This is a genomic window from Sphingomonas sp. URJC2 (assembly GCF_059803575.1).
Map to the genome: position 1 here is coordinate 78,693 of NZ_JAPFGX010000006.1, position 13,990 is coordinate 92,682.

Here is a 13,990-nt window from a genome sequence, read left to right on the forward strand (position 1 = left end):
GGGTGAATCTGGGGGCTGCGATCAGCGTGGCGCGCCATGTAACCACTCAAAGGGACAAGCGCCAGAGGAACGGCGCGACGGCGGCCAAAGCCATCTTTCGCGGCGGATTGTTGTCGCCCGCCGCATTCGCTAGTCAGGGGGCGGAGGAACCATGGCCGCCACCATCGCGCTCGTTGACGACGACCGCAACATCCTGACCTCGCTGTCGATCGCGCTCCAGTCCGAAGGGTTTGTGACCCGGCTCTATCCGGACGGCGAGACCGCGCTCAAGGCGCTGCTCGACAGCCCGCCCGACCTTGCGGTGTGCGACATCAAGATGCCGCGCATGGACGGGCTGGAGATGCTCAGGCGGCTGCGCGAGAAATCGGCGCTGCCGGTGATCTTCCTGACGTCGAAGACCGATGAGCTGGACGAGGCGCTGGGCCTTGCCATGGGTGCGGACGATTATATCGCCAAGCCGTTCTCGCAGCGGCTGCTGATCGCCCGCATCCGTGCGATCCTGCGCCGGGTGGAGCTGAGCCGGCCGCAGGCGGACAGCGACGAGCCGGCGGCAGAGCCTTTGGTGCGCGGCGCGCTGGAGATGGACCCGGCGCGCCACCGCGTGACCTGGAAGGGCCGCGACGTCACGCTGACCGTGACCGAGTTCCTGATCCTCGAATCGCTCGCCCAGCGCCCCGGCGTGGTCAAGTCGCGCAACCAGCTGATGGACGCCGCCTATCAGGACGACGTCTATGTCGACGACCGGACGATCGACAGCCATATCAAGCGCCTGCGCCGCAAATTCCGCCAGGTCGACGACCAGTTTGACGGGATCGAGACGCTCTATGGCGCGGGCTATCGCTTTGCCGAGGGCTGAGCCGCGCGGCGGGCGCGAGGCGGGCGATCTGGCGCTGCGCTGGTCGGGCCGGGTGTCGCTGACGACGCGGATCCTGGCCGTCAATGTGTTCGCGCTGGCGATGCTGGCGGGCGCGTTCTTCTATCTCGACAGCTATCGCACACGGCTGATCGACCAGCGGCTCGATCAGGCGGCGCGCGATGCGCAGGCGATTGCAATCGCGCTTGCCGCCAGCCCCGAGGCCGGCGACCGCGCGATCCTGGCCGATCATGCGTCGCTGACCGGCGCGCGCATCCGCATCTATGCCGGCGACGGCCGGCTGGTGCAGGACAGCTGGCAGCTCAGCCCGCCGACCTATCGGCTGCGCGACCCGCGCGAGGAGCCATGGCGTCGCCATGTCGCGCGCTTCCTCGACCGCGCGGCCGAACGCATCGTCGGCGCGCCAATGATCGAACGCTTTGCCGAGCCGGCCATCGACCGCGCCCGGGCCTGGCCGGAAATCGCCGCCCTTGCCGCCGGCGGCGGCGCGCGGGTCGACCGCGCCGATCATGAACTTTGCGCGCGCTGCGACCCGGCGACCACCCGCGTCCGCTACGCGCCCGACCGGACGCCGATGATCTCGGCGGCAACGCGGGTCGGCACCGGCTGGCTGCTGCTGACCAGCAATGCCCGCGACATCACCCGCATCGTGCGTGCCGAACGGCTGCGGCTGGGCTTCGTGCTGCTGGGCGCGGGGCTGATGTCGGTGCTGCTGTCGCTGTTCCTCGCGCGCACCATCGTGCGCCCGCTGCGGCGGCTGGCGGGGGCGGCGATCCGGGTGCGGCTGGGGCGCGCGCGCGAAGTGGTGGTGCCGCGGCTGCCCGACCGGGGCGACGAGATCGGCGCGCTCGCCCGCGCGATTTCCGACATGAGCCAGGCGCTCCGCCAGCGCATCGACGCGACCGACGCCTTTGCCGCCGATGTGACGCATGAGCTGAAAAACCCCCTCGCCTCGCTGCGCTCGGCCGTCGACGCGCTCGAACGGGTGCAGGATGAAGGGCAGCGCCAGCAGCTGCTCGCCATCATTGAGGACGATGTCCGCCGGCTCGACCGGCTGATCACCGACATTGCCGAGGCCTCGCGGCTCGATGCCGAACTGTCGCGGGCGCGGTTCGAGCCGATCGATCTGGGGCCGGTGATCGAGGCGATGCTCGCCACGCGCGAACGCCGGGGGGCCAATCCGCGCGGGGTGCAGCTGGCCTTTGCCCGGCCGCGCAAGGGCGTGGCGTGCGTGATGGGCGAGGAAAACCGGCTGGTCCGCGTGCTCGACAATCTGATCGACAATGCAGTGTCCTTTTCCCCCGATCACGGGCTGGTCGAGGTGGTCGCGACCCGCATCGGCGAAGAGGTGATCGTGCGCGTCGAGGATCAGGGCCCGGGCGTGCCGGCCGAGCTGCGCGACGACATCTTCCGCCGCTTTCACAGCGTGCGCCCGGCGGGCGAGCGATTCGGGGAGCATTCCGGGCTGGGCCTTGCCATCGCCAAGGCGATCGTCGACGGCCATCTTGGCCGCATCGAGGTCGAAACGCGCGACGAGCGGCCGGCCGGGGCGGCGTTCGTCATCCGCCTCCCCGCAGCCGCCGCCAAGGGCGACCCCGCAGGCACGCCGGCATGACCGCGGCCGCGCCCGCCCTGCCCCATATCCACGCCAGCTGCGTCGCGCTGGGCGGCCGCGCGGTGCTGCTCACCGGCCCGTCGGGCAGCGGCAAATCCGATCTGGCACTGCGGCTGATCGACCGGGGGGCGGTGCTGGTCAGCGACGATCAGGTGCTCGTTGACCGGCGCGGGGACCGGCTGTTCGCCGCCCCGCCGCCGCAGATTGCCGGAATGATCGAGGTGCGCGGCCTCGGCATCCGCCGGATCGCCTATATCACTGATATGCCTGTTGTCCTGCTGATCGACCTTGCCACCCCGCCCGTGCGGATGCCCCTTGCCCCGGTCTGGCGGACTGTGGCCGGGATCGACCTGCCGGTCGTCAACCTCGCCCCGTTCGAGGCGAGCGCACCGATCAAGGTCGAGCTGGCGCTGGCCGACATGCCGGCCGGAGACGGCGCATGAGCGGCCGGATCAATCCGGCGCGGCTGCTGCTCGTCACCGGCCTGTCGGGCGCGGGCCGGTCGACCGCGCTCGACACGCTCGAAGATGCGGGCTGGGAGGTGGTCGACAATATGCCGCTGCCGCTCATTGACCGGCTGCTGACCATGGCCCCGTCCGATGCGGTGATGGACGAGCACCGGCCGCTCGCCATCGGCATCGACACCCGCACCCGCGGGTTCGACGCCGCGCGCATGGCGACACGCGCGGCGCGGCTGCGCGCCGAGGCCCCGTTCGAGGTCGAGACGCTGTTCCTCGATTGCGGCACCGATGAACTGGCGCGACGCTATGACGAGACGCGGCGGCGGCATCCGCTCGCCCCCGACCGGCCGGCGCGCGACGGCATCGCGCGCGAGACCGAACTGCTCCAGCCGCTGCGCGCCGCCGCCGATCAGCTGATCGACACCACCGCGCTCAGCCGTGCCGATCTGCAGGACCAGATTCGCCGCCGCTTCGCCCCGGCGGGCGGTGCGCGCACGGTGATTTCGGTGATGTCGTTCGGCTTTGCGCGCGGGCTGCCGCGCGACGCCGATCTGGTGTTCGACATGCGCTTTCTGCGCAACCCGCACTGGGACCGGGCGCTGAAACCGCTGACCGGGCTGGACCGGCCGGTGGCCGATTATGTCGCCGCCGATCCGGCGCATGACGTGGCGCTCGCCCAGATCGAATCGCTGCTGCTGACGATGGTTCCGCGCCATATCGCCAGCGGCAAGGCATATCTGGCGATCGCCTTTGGCTGCACCGGCGGGCGGCACCGCTCGGTCCATGTCGCCGAAGACATGGCGCGGCGGTTGCGCGATCAGGGATTTTGTCTCACGGTATCGCACCGGGATCTTGCGACACCCCCCCAGGATGCGCTTGAAGGACCGCCGGCACCGGCCTGATCGGCAGCCGGCCTGTAGGACGTGAAAGACTGAGATGATCGGACTGGTGCTGGTGACCCATGGACGGCTGGCGGCGGAATTCGTCGTGGCGATGGAGCATGTCGTCGGCCCGCAGGGCGCGGTGGAGGCGATTTGCATCGGCCCCGATGACGATATGGAGCTGCGCCGCGCCGACATTGCCAAGGCGATCAAGGCGGTCGATGCCGGGCGCGGCGTGATCGTTCTCACCGATCTGTTCGGCGGCACGCCGTCCAACCTCGCGATTTCGCTGATGGTGCCCGGCCGGGTCGAGGTGATTGCCGGCATCAACCTGCCGATGCTGATCCGGCTGGAAGGCGCGCGCCGCACCATGGGCGTGAAGGATGCCGTCGCCGCCGCGCGCGAGGCGGGGCGCAAATATATCTCGGTTGCCTCCGAAGTGCTGGGCGAGGCGGCGTGACGAGCGTTTCGCGCACCGTCACCATCACCAACCGGCGCGGCCTGCACGCCCGCGCCAGCGCCAAATTCGTGACCATGGCGAGCGCGCTCACCGCCCGGATCGAAGTTGCCAAGGATGGCGCGGCCGTCACCGGCACGTCGATCATGGGGCTAATGATGCTCGGGGCCGCGATGGGCGATCAGGTGACGATCAGCGCCGCCGGCGACGAGGCCGAGGCCGCCCTTGCCCAGCTGGTCGCGCTGGTCGAGGGCAAATTCGGCGAGGACTGAGCGGTCGACGTGCGCCAGATCACCGGCTTTTCCAATCCGCTGGTCAAGCGGGTCAAATCGCTGCGCGACAAGAAGCATCGCCGCCGCGAAGGGCTGTTCCTCGCCGAAGGGCTGCGCATCCTGACCGAGGCGCGCGACATGGGCGTGCTGCCCGAAATGCTGTTCTTCGCCCCCGAGGGCGCATCCCATCCGCTCGCCCGCGCGCTCATGGCCGCGACCGAGGCGGCGGGCGGCGACGTGATCGAGACCAGCGCGGACATCCTGTCCAAGCTGTCGGGCAAGGACAATCCGCAGACGCTGATCGGCGTCTATCGCGACCGGCTGACCCCGCTTGCGGCGCTCGACCGGACGGCGGCACCGATCTGGATCGTCGCGCAGGCGCTGCGCGATCCCGGCAATCTGGGCACCATCCTGCGCACCGGCGATGCGGTGGGCGCGGGCGGGCTGATCCTGATCGATGACTGTGTCGATCCGTTTTCGGTGGAGGCGGTGCGCGCGTCGATGGGGGCGTTGTTCACCCAGACGATCAGCATGGCGCGGTGGGAGCAGTTCATCGCCTGGCTGCGCGCCGGGCCGGGGACGCTCGCCGCGCTCAGCCTGCGCACCGACACCGATTATCAGGCGGCGCACTATCCGGCGCCGACCTTCATCCTCGTCGGCAACGAGGCGCAGGGCCTGCCCGCCGCTTATGAGGACGCCTGCGATCTGCGCGTCAAAATGCCGATGCGCGGCAAGGCCGACAGCCTGAACGCCGCCGTGGCGACCGCGGTGATGGCCTATGAGGTGCTGAACCAGCAGCGCCGGGCCTGATCACCGCGCGCGGCGATGGCGTCTGACAGCGCACGCCACAAGCTGGGCTTGGTAGATATGAAGAATATGGCTGTTTAGTCTATCTTTTGAGTTGAGAATAATCCCTGCACCAATCGGGGATATTTCTCATGCCTTATCAAGCCTTTCCGGCAGCGCTGCTGCTTGCCTCCGCCGCTCCCCTGCCCGCGCCCGCCGAGACCGATGAACAGAGCCAGGGCGATGTCGTCGTCGTCACCGCCCGCCGCCGCGCCGAGGGGGTGCAGGATGTGCCGCTTGCCCTGTCGGTGCTCGATTCAGCGACGCTCGACCAGACCGGCAACACCAATATCGGCCGGCTGCAACAGCTGCTGCCCAGCTTCCAGTTCTTCTCGACCAACCCGCGCAACTCGGCCGCCAATATCCGCGGGCTGGGCGCGCCGTTCGGCCTCACCAATGACGGCATCGAACAGGGCGTCGGCATCTATGTCGATCAGGTCTATTTCAGCCGCATCGCGGCGGCGACGTTCGATTTCGTCGATGTCGAGCGGATCGAGGTGCTGCGCGGGCCGCAGGGAACGCTCTATGGCAAGAACACGACCGCCGGGGCGATCGCCATCACCACCCGCGCGCCGTCCTTCACCCTGGAAGGGCGCGGCGACATCACGGTCGGCAATCTCGGCTTCGTCCAGGCCCGCGCCGCAATCTCCGGGCCGCTGATCGCCGACCGGCTGGCCGCCAGCCTGGCCGTGTCGTCGACCAGCCGGCGCGGCACCATCTTCAACGTCCGCACCCGGCAATATGTGAACGAGCTCGACAATCTCGGCCTGCGCGCCCAGTTCCGGCTGAAGGCGAGCGAGACGCTGGAGATCAATCTGACCGGCGACTACAGCCGCCAGGATCCCGATTGCTGCGCCCAGATCTATGCGCGGGTCGGCCGCACCCAGCGGCCGCTCAACCGCCAATATGACGCGCTGGCCGCCGCCTTTGGCTATCGCCCGCCCAGCACCGATCCGTTCGACCGGCTGACCGATCTCGATACGCCGCTGCGCGCCTTTCAGGAACTGGGCGGGCTGTCGCTGCGCGCGACCTGGGATGTCGGGCCGGGCGAGCTGACCTCGGTGACGGCATGGCGTTACTGGAACTGGGGACCGTCGAACGACCGCGACTTTACCGGCCTGCCGATCACCACCGTCTCGGCCAATCCGTCGCGCCAGCGGCAATGGACGCAGGAAATCCGCTATGCATCGACCGGCGACAACCGCATCGATTATGTGATCGGGCTGTTCGGCTTTCACCAGACCATCCATACCGACGGCCTGCAGGTGCAGGGCAGCGCCGCCTCGCGCTGGCTGCTCAACCCGGCCAGCGCCAATGCCGCCAACCCGGCGGTGCTCGCCGGGCTGACGTCGCGCAACGACATTGATTTTTCCAACACCAGCGCCGCCGCCTTCGGCCAGCTGACCTGGCGGGTGGCGGACGGCCTGCGCATCCAGCCGGGCCTCAGGCTCAACCATGACCGCAAGACCGGATCCTATTTCGCCGCGGTGACGACGGGCAGCGGATCGACGGTGCTGAATGCCGATCAGCGCTCGGTCCTCGCCCCGCAAAGCTACCGGGCGCGGTTTTCCGACTGGAACCTGTCGGGCGATCTGACCGTCAGCCTCGATCTGGCGCGCGACATTCTGGGCTACGCCACCTATGCGCGCAGCTTCAAATCGGGCGGCATCAACCTGTCGGGCCTCCCGCTCGATGCCGCGAATGCCCCGATCCAGTCGGCGGCGACGGTCAAGCCCGAACAGGTCGACCATGTCGAGATCGGCCTGAAAAGCCAGTTTTTCGGCCAGAGGCTGACGCTCAACCTCGCCGCGTTCCAGACCGGGATCCGCGATTATCAGGCAACCGTCACCAACGGCCATCTGGGTGTGCTGCGCGGCTATCTGGCCAATGCGGCCAAGGTGCGGGTGCGCGGGGTCGAGGCCGATCTGTCCGCCCGCCCGACGGCGCGGCTCAGCCTTTATGCCAATCTCGCGTTCACCGATGCGCGCTATGTCCGCTTCACCGACGCCCCCTGCCCGCCCGAACTGGCCGGCGGCAGTGCCGCCACCGCCGCCAATCCCGCCGCGCCTGCCGGCACGCCGGGCGGGCCGAGCCCGGCCAATTGCGACGTTTCGGGCCAGTGGCTGCCCGGCGTGTCGCGCTGGGCCGCATCCTATGGCGGCGAATACCAGCTGCCGGCCCGGCTGTTCGGCCGCGGCGGCGAGGCCTATCTGGGCCTGGACGGCAATGCCCGGTCGCGGTTTTCGTCCAACCCCTCGCGCTCGGTGCTCACCGATGTCGCCGGCTATGCGCTCACCAATCTGCGCGCCGGCTTCCGCACCGACGACGCGCAGTGGAATCTGTTCATCTGGGTCAGGAACGCGTTCGACACCGACTATTTCGAATTGCTGGCGACCCAGCCGGGCAATACCGGGCTGGTGGTCGGCCAGCCGGGCGATCCGCGCACCTATGGCCTGACCCTGTCGAGCCGCTTCTGAACCGGCGGCCGGGCTGGACAGCGGCCGGGGAAAGCCCGACAGTCGCGGCATGAACCGCCTGTCGCTGCCGCCCACCCGCATCGCCCTGTTCGCCGCAGCCGGGCTTGCGCTTGTCGCCGTGGCGGTGGGCGCACGGCGGGGGACCGGCGATCAGCCACCGGCCGCCCCGGCTGCTGTCGCCGCTCCCTCCGCACCCCCGGCGACCGCCGCGCCGGATCAGCCCTCTGCCCCCGATCTCCCCAGCCTGATCACCAAGCTGGAAGCGCGGCTGCGCGAAGACCCGGAACGGGTCGAAGGCTGGACGATGCTCGGCTGGGCGTTTTTCGAAACCGGCCGTCCGGCGGAGGCCGCGACCGCCTATCGCCGCGCCGTGCGGCTGGCGCCGGAGCGTGCCGATCTCTGGTCGGCGCTGGGCGAGGCGCTGGTGATCGCCGGCGGCGCGAATGCGCGGGTGCCGGCCGATGCCGCCGCCGCGTTCCGCGCCGCGCTCGCCCGCGATCCGGGCGATGCCCGCGCGCGCTATTTCGCCGCCGTGGTCAAGGATCAGGCGGGAGACACCCGCGCGGCCGTCAATGACTGGCTGGCGCTGCTCGCCGAAGCGCCTGCCGATGCGCCCTGGGCCGGTGAGCTGGAGGCAACGATCCGGCGGCGCGCGGCCGCAGCCGGCATCGATGTCGCCGCACAGCTCGCCGCCCTGCCGCGCCGCGCCGCCCCGCTCCGGCGGCAACCGCGCCATCCCCACCCCCGCCAGCCACTGCGGCGGCCGCGATCGCCGCCGATCCGGCGCAGCAGACGATGATCCGCGGGATGGTCGACGGTTTGGCCGCAAAGCTCGCCGCCGATCCGCGCCAGCCCGACCGCTGGGTGATGCTGATGCGCAGCCGGATGCAGCTGGGCGAGGCGAAAGAGGCTTCAGCGGCGCTCACCCGCGCGGTCGCCGCCAATCCGGGCGCGGCTGATGATCTGCGCCGCGCCGCCCGCGAGATCGGCGTGCCGGGCGCGTAACCGCCAATCGTCGCGGCGGCGTTCATCCCGGCCGGCACAGCCGCGCTTTAGCCGGGCCAAGCCCGCTTTCGGTTGCAATCGGGCGACGCATCCCGCATCTCCCAAGGCGTTATGGCACAGACATGGAGTCCCGACAGCTGGCGCGCATATGAGGCCCGCCAGCTCCCCGCTTATCCCGATCCGGCGGCGCTGAGCGCGGCCGAGGCAGAGTTGCGCAACTTTCCGCCGCTGGTGTTTGCCGGCGAGGCGCGCGACCTGAAGCGCGATCTGGCCGATGTCGGCGCGGGCAAGGCGTTTCTGCTGCAGGGCGGCGACTGTGCCGAAAGCTTTGCCGAGTTTCACCCCAACAACATCCGCGACACCTTCCGGGTGATCCTGCAGATGGCGGTGGTGCTGACCTTCGCGTCCAAGCTGCCGGTGGTGAAGCTGGGGCGCATGGCCGGGCAGTTCGCCAAGCCGCGCTCGACCGACATGGAAGAACAGAACGGCGTCGTCCTGCCCTCCTATCGCGGCGACAATGTCAACGACATCGCCTTCACCCCCGAAGCGCGCATGCCCGATCCGCAGCGCATGGTGCGCGCCTACAGCCAGTCGGCGGCGACGCTCAACCTGCTGCGCGCCTTTGCGCAGGGCGGCTATGCCAATCTGCACCAGGTCAATCGCTGGACCCATGATTTCATGGGCCGCAGCCCCTGGACCAAGAAATATACCGATCTGGCCGACCGCATCGGCGAGGCGCTGGACTTCATGGCCGCGTGCGGGATCAACCCGGAAACGGTGCCGCAGCTCAAGGGCACGTCGTTCTTCACCAGCCATGAGGCGCTGCTGCTGCCTTATGAGCAGGCGATGACGCGGCAGGATTCGCTGACCGGCGACTGGTACAACACCTCGGCCCATTTCCTGTGGATCGGCGACCGGACGCGCTTTGAAGGCTCGGCGCATGTCGAGTTCCTGCGCGGGATCGGCAACCCGATCGGCATGAAATGCGGACCGAGCCTTGAGCCGGATGCGCTGCTGCGCCTGCTCGACACGCTCAACCCGGCGCGCGAGCCGGGGCGGATCACGCTCATCACCCGCTATGGCTATGACAAGATCGAGGCCGGGCTGCCGCGCCTGATCCGCGCGGTAATGCGCGAAGGCCATCCGGTGGTCTGGAGCTGCGATCCGATGCACGGCAATGTCGTCAAGGCCGCCAATGGCTATAAGACGCGGCCGTTCGACCGCATTCTGGCCGAAGTGCGCGGCTTTTTCGCCGTCCACCGTGCCGAAGGCAGCTTTGGCGGCGGCATCCACTGCGAAATGACCGGGCAGAACGTCACCGAATGCACGGGCGGCGCAGTCGACGTCACCGAACAGTCGCTGGCCGACCGCTATCACACGCATTGCGACCCGCGGCTCAATGCCGCGCAGAGCCTGGAACTGGCATTCCTGCTTGCCGAAATGCTCAACCAGGAACTGTCGGAGCGGCGCAAGGCCGCGGCCTGAGCCGCGCGGCGACAGTCACTGATTTCAGGCGCATGTGCCGCCGCCCGGGCAGTCGGGCGGCGGCTTTTTCTTGTTGGCGCATTCCCCTCCGGCGACGCTCGGCCGGCCAGTCCATCTGAGCGCAAACGGAGCCGCTAATCGATTGATATCGTTTGCAATCGCCCTGCCCTACATCCTCGCAGTCGTTGCATGACATGCGTCATTTCGGGGCAATACTTTGGTCGCCAAATAATATTTATAACTCATCTTTAGATTACCCCCGTTGACGCGCCAGAAATGCTCTTTAAATGCAGCATATCCGAAACGGAGGTAATAATGGCCGATATCGACCTGTCGCCAAACATGATCGAACTGGCGACCGAGCTGACGATCGCCTGGCTGAACAACCCCAACAACCGCGCCGGTGCCGAAGACGTGCCCGCATTCCTGAACAAGATGCACGCGACGCTGAACAGCCTGTCGGCGCGTGACGAACAGCCGGGCGACACCGCAGTCGAAGGCGGCGTGGAACCGGCGGTGTCGGTGCGCAAGTCGCTGGCGTCGAAGGATGTCATCATCTCGCTGATCGACGGCAAGCCGTACAAGTCGCTGAAGCGTCATCTGGCGCGCCACGGCCTGACGCCGGAACAGTATCGCGAACGCTACAAGCTGAAGCCCGATTATCCGATGGTCGCGGAAAACTATGCCAAGCAGCGCCGCGACCTCGCGCTCAAGATCGGCCTGGGTTCCAAAGGCCGCGCGGCGCGCACCGGCCAGAAGGCCCCGGGCCGGCCGGGACGCAAGCCGGCGGCGAAGAGCGAATAACCCCGCCAGTTGAATGGTGCCGGGCCAGCCAGCCCGGCACCGTCATGTTCGGCCCGGTCAGCTGGCAGCGGTTCGGCTTGGCACAGCCCGGGCCAGCGCACCACCGGCCCCCACCGCGATCAGCGCCTGCCCGGCAAAGTAAAGCGGCCAGATCAGCCAGCTGGCGAACGCGGAACCGGCAAGCGGCCCCAGTCCGGCAAAGATCAGCAGGTCGGAAATCACGAACAGCAGCGCCCCCAGCGCCGCCAGCGGGAACCGGCTGAGCGCGGCAGCCCCCGCCATCGCCGCCAGCCCGCTGCTGTAAAGCGCGATGCCCGGCGCCGCCGCGCGGTCGGCGGGCAAGGATGCCGCCAGCGCGACAATCCCAGCCGCCAGCATGCCCACCGCCAGAGCGCCGACCGCCACGATCCGCCCGCGCCCCGCACCTGCGGCGCGGTGGCGCAGATAGAAAGGCACGGCGAGCAGATGCCCGGCCAGAAACGCGATCGCCCCCACGGTCAGCGACACGGCATCGAGGAGCACATCGCCCAGCGCCCCCAGCGCGAGCACCGCCGCCAGCCAGCGCCCGTCGCGCCCCGGCACCGCCGCCAGCGCCCAGAGCGCGAGCAGCGCCACGCCCAGCCCTTTCCACGCGACGATCACCGACAGCGGCACCGCCGCCAGCAGCTGCCCGGCCGGCCAATAGCTCGCCCCGCCAAGCAGCGCCGCGACCAGCAGCCAGTCCGCCCGTCCGCGCCCGATCCCCGCCATCCCGTTCTGCCCCATATTGCACCCCCTTCAGGTCATGCTATCCGCCCGGGGCATGACGGCCAATCACGACATTCACATCATCGGCGGCGGGCTCGCCGGATCGGAAGCCGCATGGCAGCTGGCCGAGGCGGGCTGGCATGTGCGTCTGTCGGAAATGCGCGGCGTGGAGGCGACCCCCGCCCACCACACCGATGCGCTGGCCGAGCTGGTCTGTTCCAACAGCTTCCGGTCCGACGATGCCGACAGCAATGCGGTCGGCCTGCTGCACGAGGAAATGCGGCGGCTCGGTTCGCTGATCATGGCGCAGGCGGATCGCCACCGCGTTCCCGCCGGATCGGCGCTGGCGGTCGACCGCGACGGTTTTGCAAATGGCGTCACCGCCGCGCTTGCCGCCCATCCCCGCGTCACGCTGGTGCGCGAGCGGGTCGATGCGCTGCCCGGCGACGGCCCGGCGATCATCGCCACCGGCCCGCTGACCGCGGCCGCGCTGGCGGGATCGATCGGCGCGGCGACCGGCATGGACCAGCTGGCGTTTTTCGATGCCATCGCCCCCATCGTCCACCGCGACAGCATCGATTTCGACATTGCCTGGTTCCAGTCGCGCTGGGACAAGGGCGATGGCCGCGATTACATCAACTGCCCGCTCGACCGCGACCAGTATCAGGCCTTTGTCCAGGGACTGCTCGACGGCGAGAAGACCGAGTTCCGCGAATGGGAAAAGGACACGCCCTATTTCGACGGCTGCATGCCGATCGAGGTGATGGCGTCGCGCGGGCCGGAAACGCTGCGCCACGGGCCGATGAAGCCCTTTGGCCTGCGCGATCCGCGCACCGGCCAGCGCCCCTATGCCGTCGTCCAGCTGCGGCAGGACAATGCGCTGGGCACGCTGTGGAACATTGTCGGGTTCCAGACCAAGCTCAAATATGCCGAGCAGGTCAGGCTGTTCCGCACCATTCCGGGGCTTGAGCAGGCCGAGTTTGCGCGGCTGGGCGGGCTGCACCGCAATACCTTCATCAACGCCCCGCGCCTTCTGGACGGGCAGCTGCGGCTGAAATCCGACCCCAATATCCGCTTTGCCGGGCAGATCACCGGCTGCGAAGGCTATGTCGAATCCGCCGCCATCGGCCTGCTCGCCGGGCGGTTTGCGGCGGCGGAGCTGGGCGGCGGCACGCTTGCCGCGCCGCCGCGCACGACCGCGCTGGGTGCGCTGCTCGGCCATATCACCGGCGATGCCGAGGCTGCGACCTATCAGCCGATGAACGTCAATTTCGGGTTGTTCCCGCCGGTCGACGGCGATGTCCGCAAGGCCGAGCGCAAGGCGCGGCTGACCGGCCGGGCGCGCGCCGATCTGGGCGGCTGGATGGACGCGGCCTGAGCGCGCGGACCGCGCGCCTCAGCTGCCCTCTCCGTCAGGCGGCGGCGGACAGGGCGTCCGCGCCGGGGCGCGGCGCGGCGGCCGGGTGGTCGCGAACTCCGGCCGGGTGAGTTTCCGGTCGCCGTCCGCATCGGCAGTCGCAAACCGGTCGATCGTCTTCGCCGCCCATTCGTCGAACGACAGCCGGCCATCGCCATCGGTATCGAGCCGCTGGAACGCCTTGACCCGGCTGGCGAGATATTCGGCGCGCACGACCACCCCGTCGCGGTCGCGGTCATAGCGATCGAACCGCCGCTGCTCGCGCGTCCGCTCGCTCGCCTCGGGCGGCGGCGGTTCGGCCAGCCCGGCCTCGGCCGCGGTCGGCGGCGCAGGCGTTGCGGCGAGCGCAGCGGCGGCTCGCTCCCCGCGTCCCGACCACCAGACAAAGCCCGCGCCCAGCGCCAGCGCCAAAGCGGCCACCCCGGCCAATATCCGCATCATGCCGCCCCCCTGCGTTCAGGGGCAAAGGCTAGGCCGGCAGCCCCGATTGCTGCCAGCCAATGATCCGGAACCGATGTTTTTGGCTGGGAGCCGCCAGTTGATTCAGCGTCGCAGCAGGCGGAACAGCAGCGCGCGGGCAATGCGGCCGGGCGCGCCCTGCCGCCCCGGCCCGGTGGGCGCGCGCGCATCGGCGCGGGCGAGCACGGCC

The 13,990-nt window shown here is 69.3% G+C and carries 15 protein-coding genes; 13 read left to right on the forward strand and 2 right to left on the reverse strand.

Going from position 1 to position 13,990, the window contains the following annotated elements; genetic code table 11:
• The first annotated feature begins 151 nt into the window (after window positions 1-151).
• From OPU66_RS04555 to OPU66_RS04610, 12 genes are all read left to right on the forward strand, one after another.
• The gene (locus OPU66_RS04555; protein ID WP_498552415.1) at window positions 152-856 is read left to right on the forward strand and encodes a response regulator; all 705 of its coding nucleotides are present in this window, start codon (window positions 152-154) and stop codon (window positions 854-856) included.
• On the forward strand, window positions 825-2,489 hold the full coding sequence (locus OPU66_RS04560; RefSeq protein WP_498552416.1) for a sensor histidine kinase: 1,665 nt from the start codon (window positions 825-827) through the stop codon (window positions 2,487-2,489). Before OPU66_RS04555 ends, OPU66_RS04560 begins: the two co-directional genes overlap by 32 nt.
• On the forward strand, window positions 2,486-2,932 hold the full coding sequence (locus OPU66_RS04565; RefSeq protein WP_498552417.1) for an HPr kinase/phosphorylase: 447 nt from the start codon (window positions 2,486-2,488) through the stop codon (window positions 2,930-2,932). The genes OPU66_RS04560 and OPU66_RS04565 overlap by 4 nt, the downstream gene beginning before the upstream one ends.
• Window positions 2,929-3,852, forward strand: a complete 924-nt coding sequence (gene rapZ, locus OPU66_RS04570; RefSeq protein ID WP_498552418.1) for an RNase adapter RapZ — start codon at window positions 2,929-2,931, stop codon at window positions 3,850-3,852. The genes OPU66_RS04565 and rapZ overlap by 4 nt, the downstream gene beginning before the upstream one ends.
• Before the next feature lie 34 nt (window positions 3,853-3,886).
• Window positions 3,887-4,291 (forward strand): PTS sugar transporter subunit IIA, encoded by a 405-nt coding sequence (locus tag OPU66_RS04575; RefSeq protein ID WP_160592975.1) that lies wholly within the window; start codon window positions 3,887-3,889, stop codon window positions 4,289-4,291.
• Complete coding sequence (locus tag OPU66_RS04580) at window positions 4,288-4,560, forward strand: HPr family phosphocarrier protein (protein ID WP_498552419.1); 273 nt, start codon at window positions 4,288-4,290, stop codon at window positions 4,558-4,560. The genes OPU66_RS04575 and OPU66_RS04580 overlap by 4 nt, the downstream gene beginning before the upstream one ends.
• 9 nt (window positions 4,561-4,569) lie before the next feature.
• Window positions 4,570-5,370: a TrmH family RNA methyltransferase gene (locus OPU66_RS04585; RefSeq protein ID WP_498552420.1), complete on the forward strand. Its 801-nt coding sequence runs from the start codon at window positions 4,570-4,572 to the stop codon at window positions 5,368-5,370.
• Window positions 5,371-5,498: 128 nt separating this feature from the next.
• Window positions 5,499-7,883 (forward strand): TonB-dependent receptor, encoded by a 2,385-nt coding sequence (locus OPU66_RS04590; protein WP_498552421.1) that lies wholly within the window; start codon window positions 5,499-5,501, stop codon window positions 7,881-7,883.
• A gap of 49 nt (window positions 7,884-7,932) precedes the next feature.
• The gene (locus tag OPU66_RS04595) at window positions 7,933-8,682 is read left to right on the forward strand and encodes a tetratricopeptide repeat protein (RefSeq protein ID WP_498552422.1); all 750 of its coding nucleotides are present in this window, start codon (window positions 7,933-7,935) and stop codon (window positions 8,680-8,682) included.
• Between the two features lie 8 nt (window positions 8,683-8,690).
• Complete coding sequence (locus tag OPU66_RS04600; protein ID WP_498552423.1) at window positions 8,691-8,888, forward strand: tetratricopeptide repeat protein; 198 nt, start codon at window positions 8,691-8,693, stop codon at window positions 8,886-8,888.
• A 111-nt stretch (window positions 8,889-8,999) separates the two neighbouring features.
• Window positions 9,000-10,373, forward strand: coding sequence for a class II 3-deoxy-7-phosphoheptulonate synthase (locus OPU66_RS04605; protein ID WP_498552424.1), 1,374 nt, complete (start codon window positions 9,000-9,002; stop codon window positions 10,371-10,373).
• A 315-nt stretch (window positions 10,374-10,688) separates the two neighbouring features.
• Entirely contained in the window at window positions 10,689-11,177 is a 489-nt protein-coding gene (locus OPU66_RS04610; RefSeq protein ID WP_498552425.1) for a Ros/MucR family transcriptional regulator, read from the forward strand.
• A gap of 57 nt (window positions 11,178-11,234) precedes the next feature.
• Here the strand turns inward: OPU66_RS04610 and OPU66_RS04615 are convergent, their stop codons facing one another.
• Window positions 11,235-11,927 (reverse strand): lysoplasmalogenase family protein, encoded by a 693-nt coding sequence (locus tag OPU66_RS04615; RefSeq protein WP_498552426.1) that lies wholly within the window; start codon window positions 11,925-11,927, stop codon window positions 11,235-11,237.
• Window positions 11,928-11,979: 52 nt separating this feature from the next.
• Here OPU66_RS04615 and trmFO point away from each other — a divergent pair, with 52 nt between their 5' ends.
• Window positions 11,980-13,302 carry a methylenetetrahydrofolate--tRNA-(uracil(54)-C(5))-methyltransferase (FADH(2)-oxidizing) TrmFO gene (trmFO, locus tag OPU66_RS04620; RefSeq protein ID WP_498552427.1) on the forward strand — a complete coding sequence of 441 codons (1,323 nt, stop codon included), beginning with the start codon at window positions 11,980-11,982 and terminating at the stop codon, window positions 13,300-13,302.
• A gap of 18 nt (window positions 13,303-13,320) precedes the next feature.
• On the opposite strand, the gene OPU66_RS04625 is transcribed toward trmFO, so the two are convergent.
• Window positions 13,321-13,782, reverse strand: coding sequence for an EF-hand domain-containing protein (locus OPU66_RS04625; RefSeq protein ID WP_498552428.1), 462 nt, complete (start codon window positions 13,780-13,782; stop codon window positions 13,321-13,323).
• Window positions 13,783-13,990 lie beyond the last annotated feature (208 nt).

Coding starts and splice junctions, on each gene's coding strand:
- OPU66_RS04595 (WP_498552422.1), top strand. CDS start 7,933: ATGAACCGCCTGTCGCTGCCGCCCACCCGCATCGCCCTGTTCGCCGCA.
- OPU66_RS04600 (WP_498552423.1), top strand. CDS start 8,691: ATGGTCGACGGTTTGGCCGCAAAGCTCGCCGCCGATCCGCGCCAGCCC.
- OPU66_RS04605 (WP_498552424.1), top strand. CDS start 9,000: ATGGCACAGACATGGAGTCCCGACAGCTGGCGCGCATATGAGGCCCGC.
- OPU66_RS04565 (WP_498552417.1), top strand. CDS start 2,486: ATGACCGCGGCCGCGCCCGCCCTGCCCCATATCCACGCCAGCTGCGTC.
- OPU66_RS04610 (WP_498552425.1), top strand. CDS start 10,689: ATGGCCGATATCGACCTGTCGCCAAACATGATCGAACTGGCGACCGAG.
- OPU66_RS04625 (WP_498552428.1), bottom strand. CDS start 13,782: ATGATGCGGATATTGGCCGGGGTGGCCGCTTTGGCGCTGGCGCTGGGC.
- OPU66_RS04615 (WP_498552426.1), bottom strand. CDS start 11,927: ATGGCGGGGATCGGGCGCGGACGGGCGGACTGGCTGCTGGTCGCGGCG.
- OPU66_RS04555 (WP_498552415.1), top strand. CDS start 152: ATGGCCGCCACCATCGCGCTCGTTGACGACGACCGCAACATCCTGACC.
- rapZ (WP_498552418.1), top strand. CDS start 2,929: ATGAGCGGCCGGATCAATCCGGCGCGGCTGCTGCTCGTCACCGGCCTG.
- OPU66_RS04575 (WP_160592975.1), top strand. CDS start 3,887: ATGATCGGACTGGTGCTGGTGACCCATGGACGGCTGGCGGCGGAATTC.
- OPU66_RS04590 (WP_498552421.1), top strand. CDS start 5,499: ATGCCTTATCAAGCCTTTCCGGCAGCGCTGCTGCTTGCCTCCGCCGCT.
- OPU66_RS04560 (WP_498552416.1), top strand. CDS start 825: ATGGCGCGGGCTATCGCTTTGCCGAGGGCTGAGCCGCGCGGCGGGCGC.
- trmFO (WP_498552427.1), top strand. CDS start 11,980: ATGACGGCCAATCACGACATTCACATCATCGGCGGCGGGCTCGCCGGA.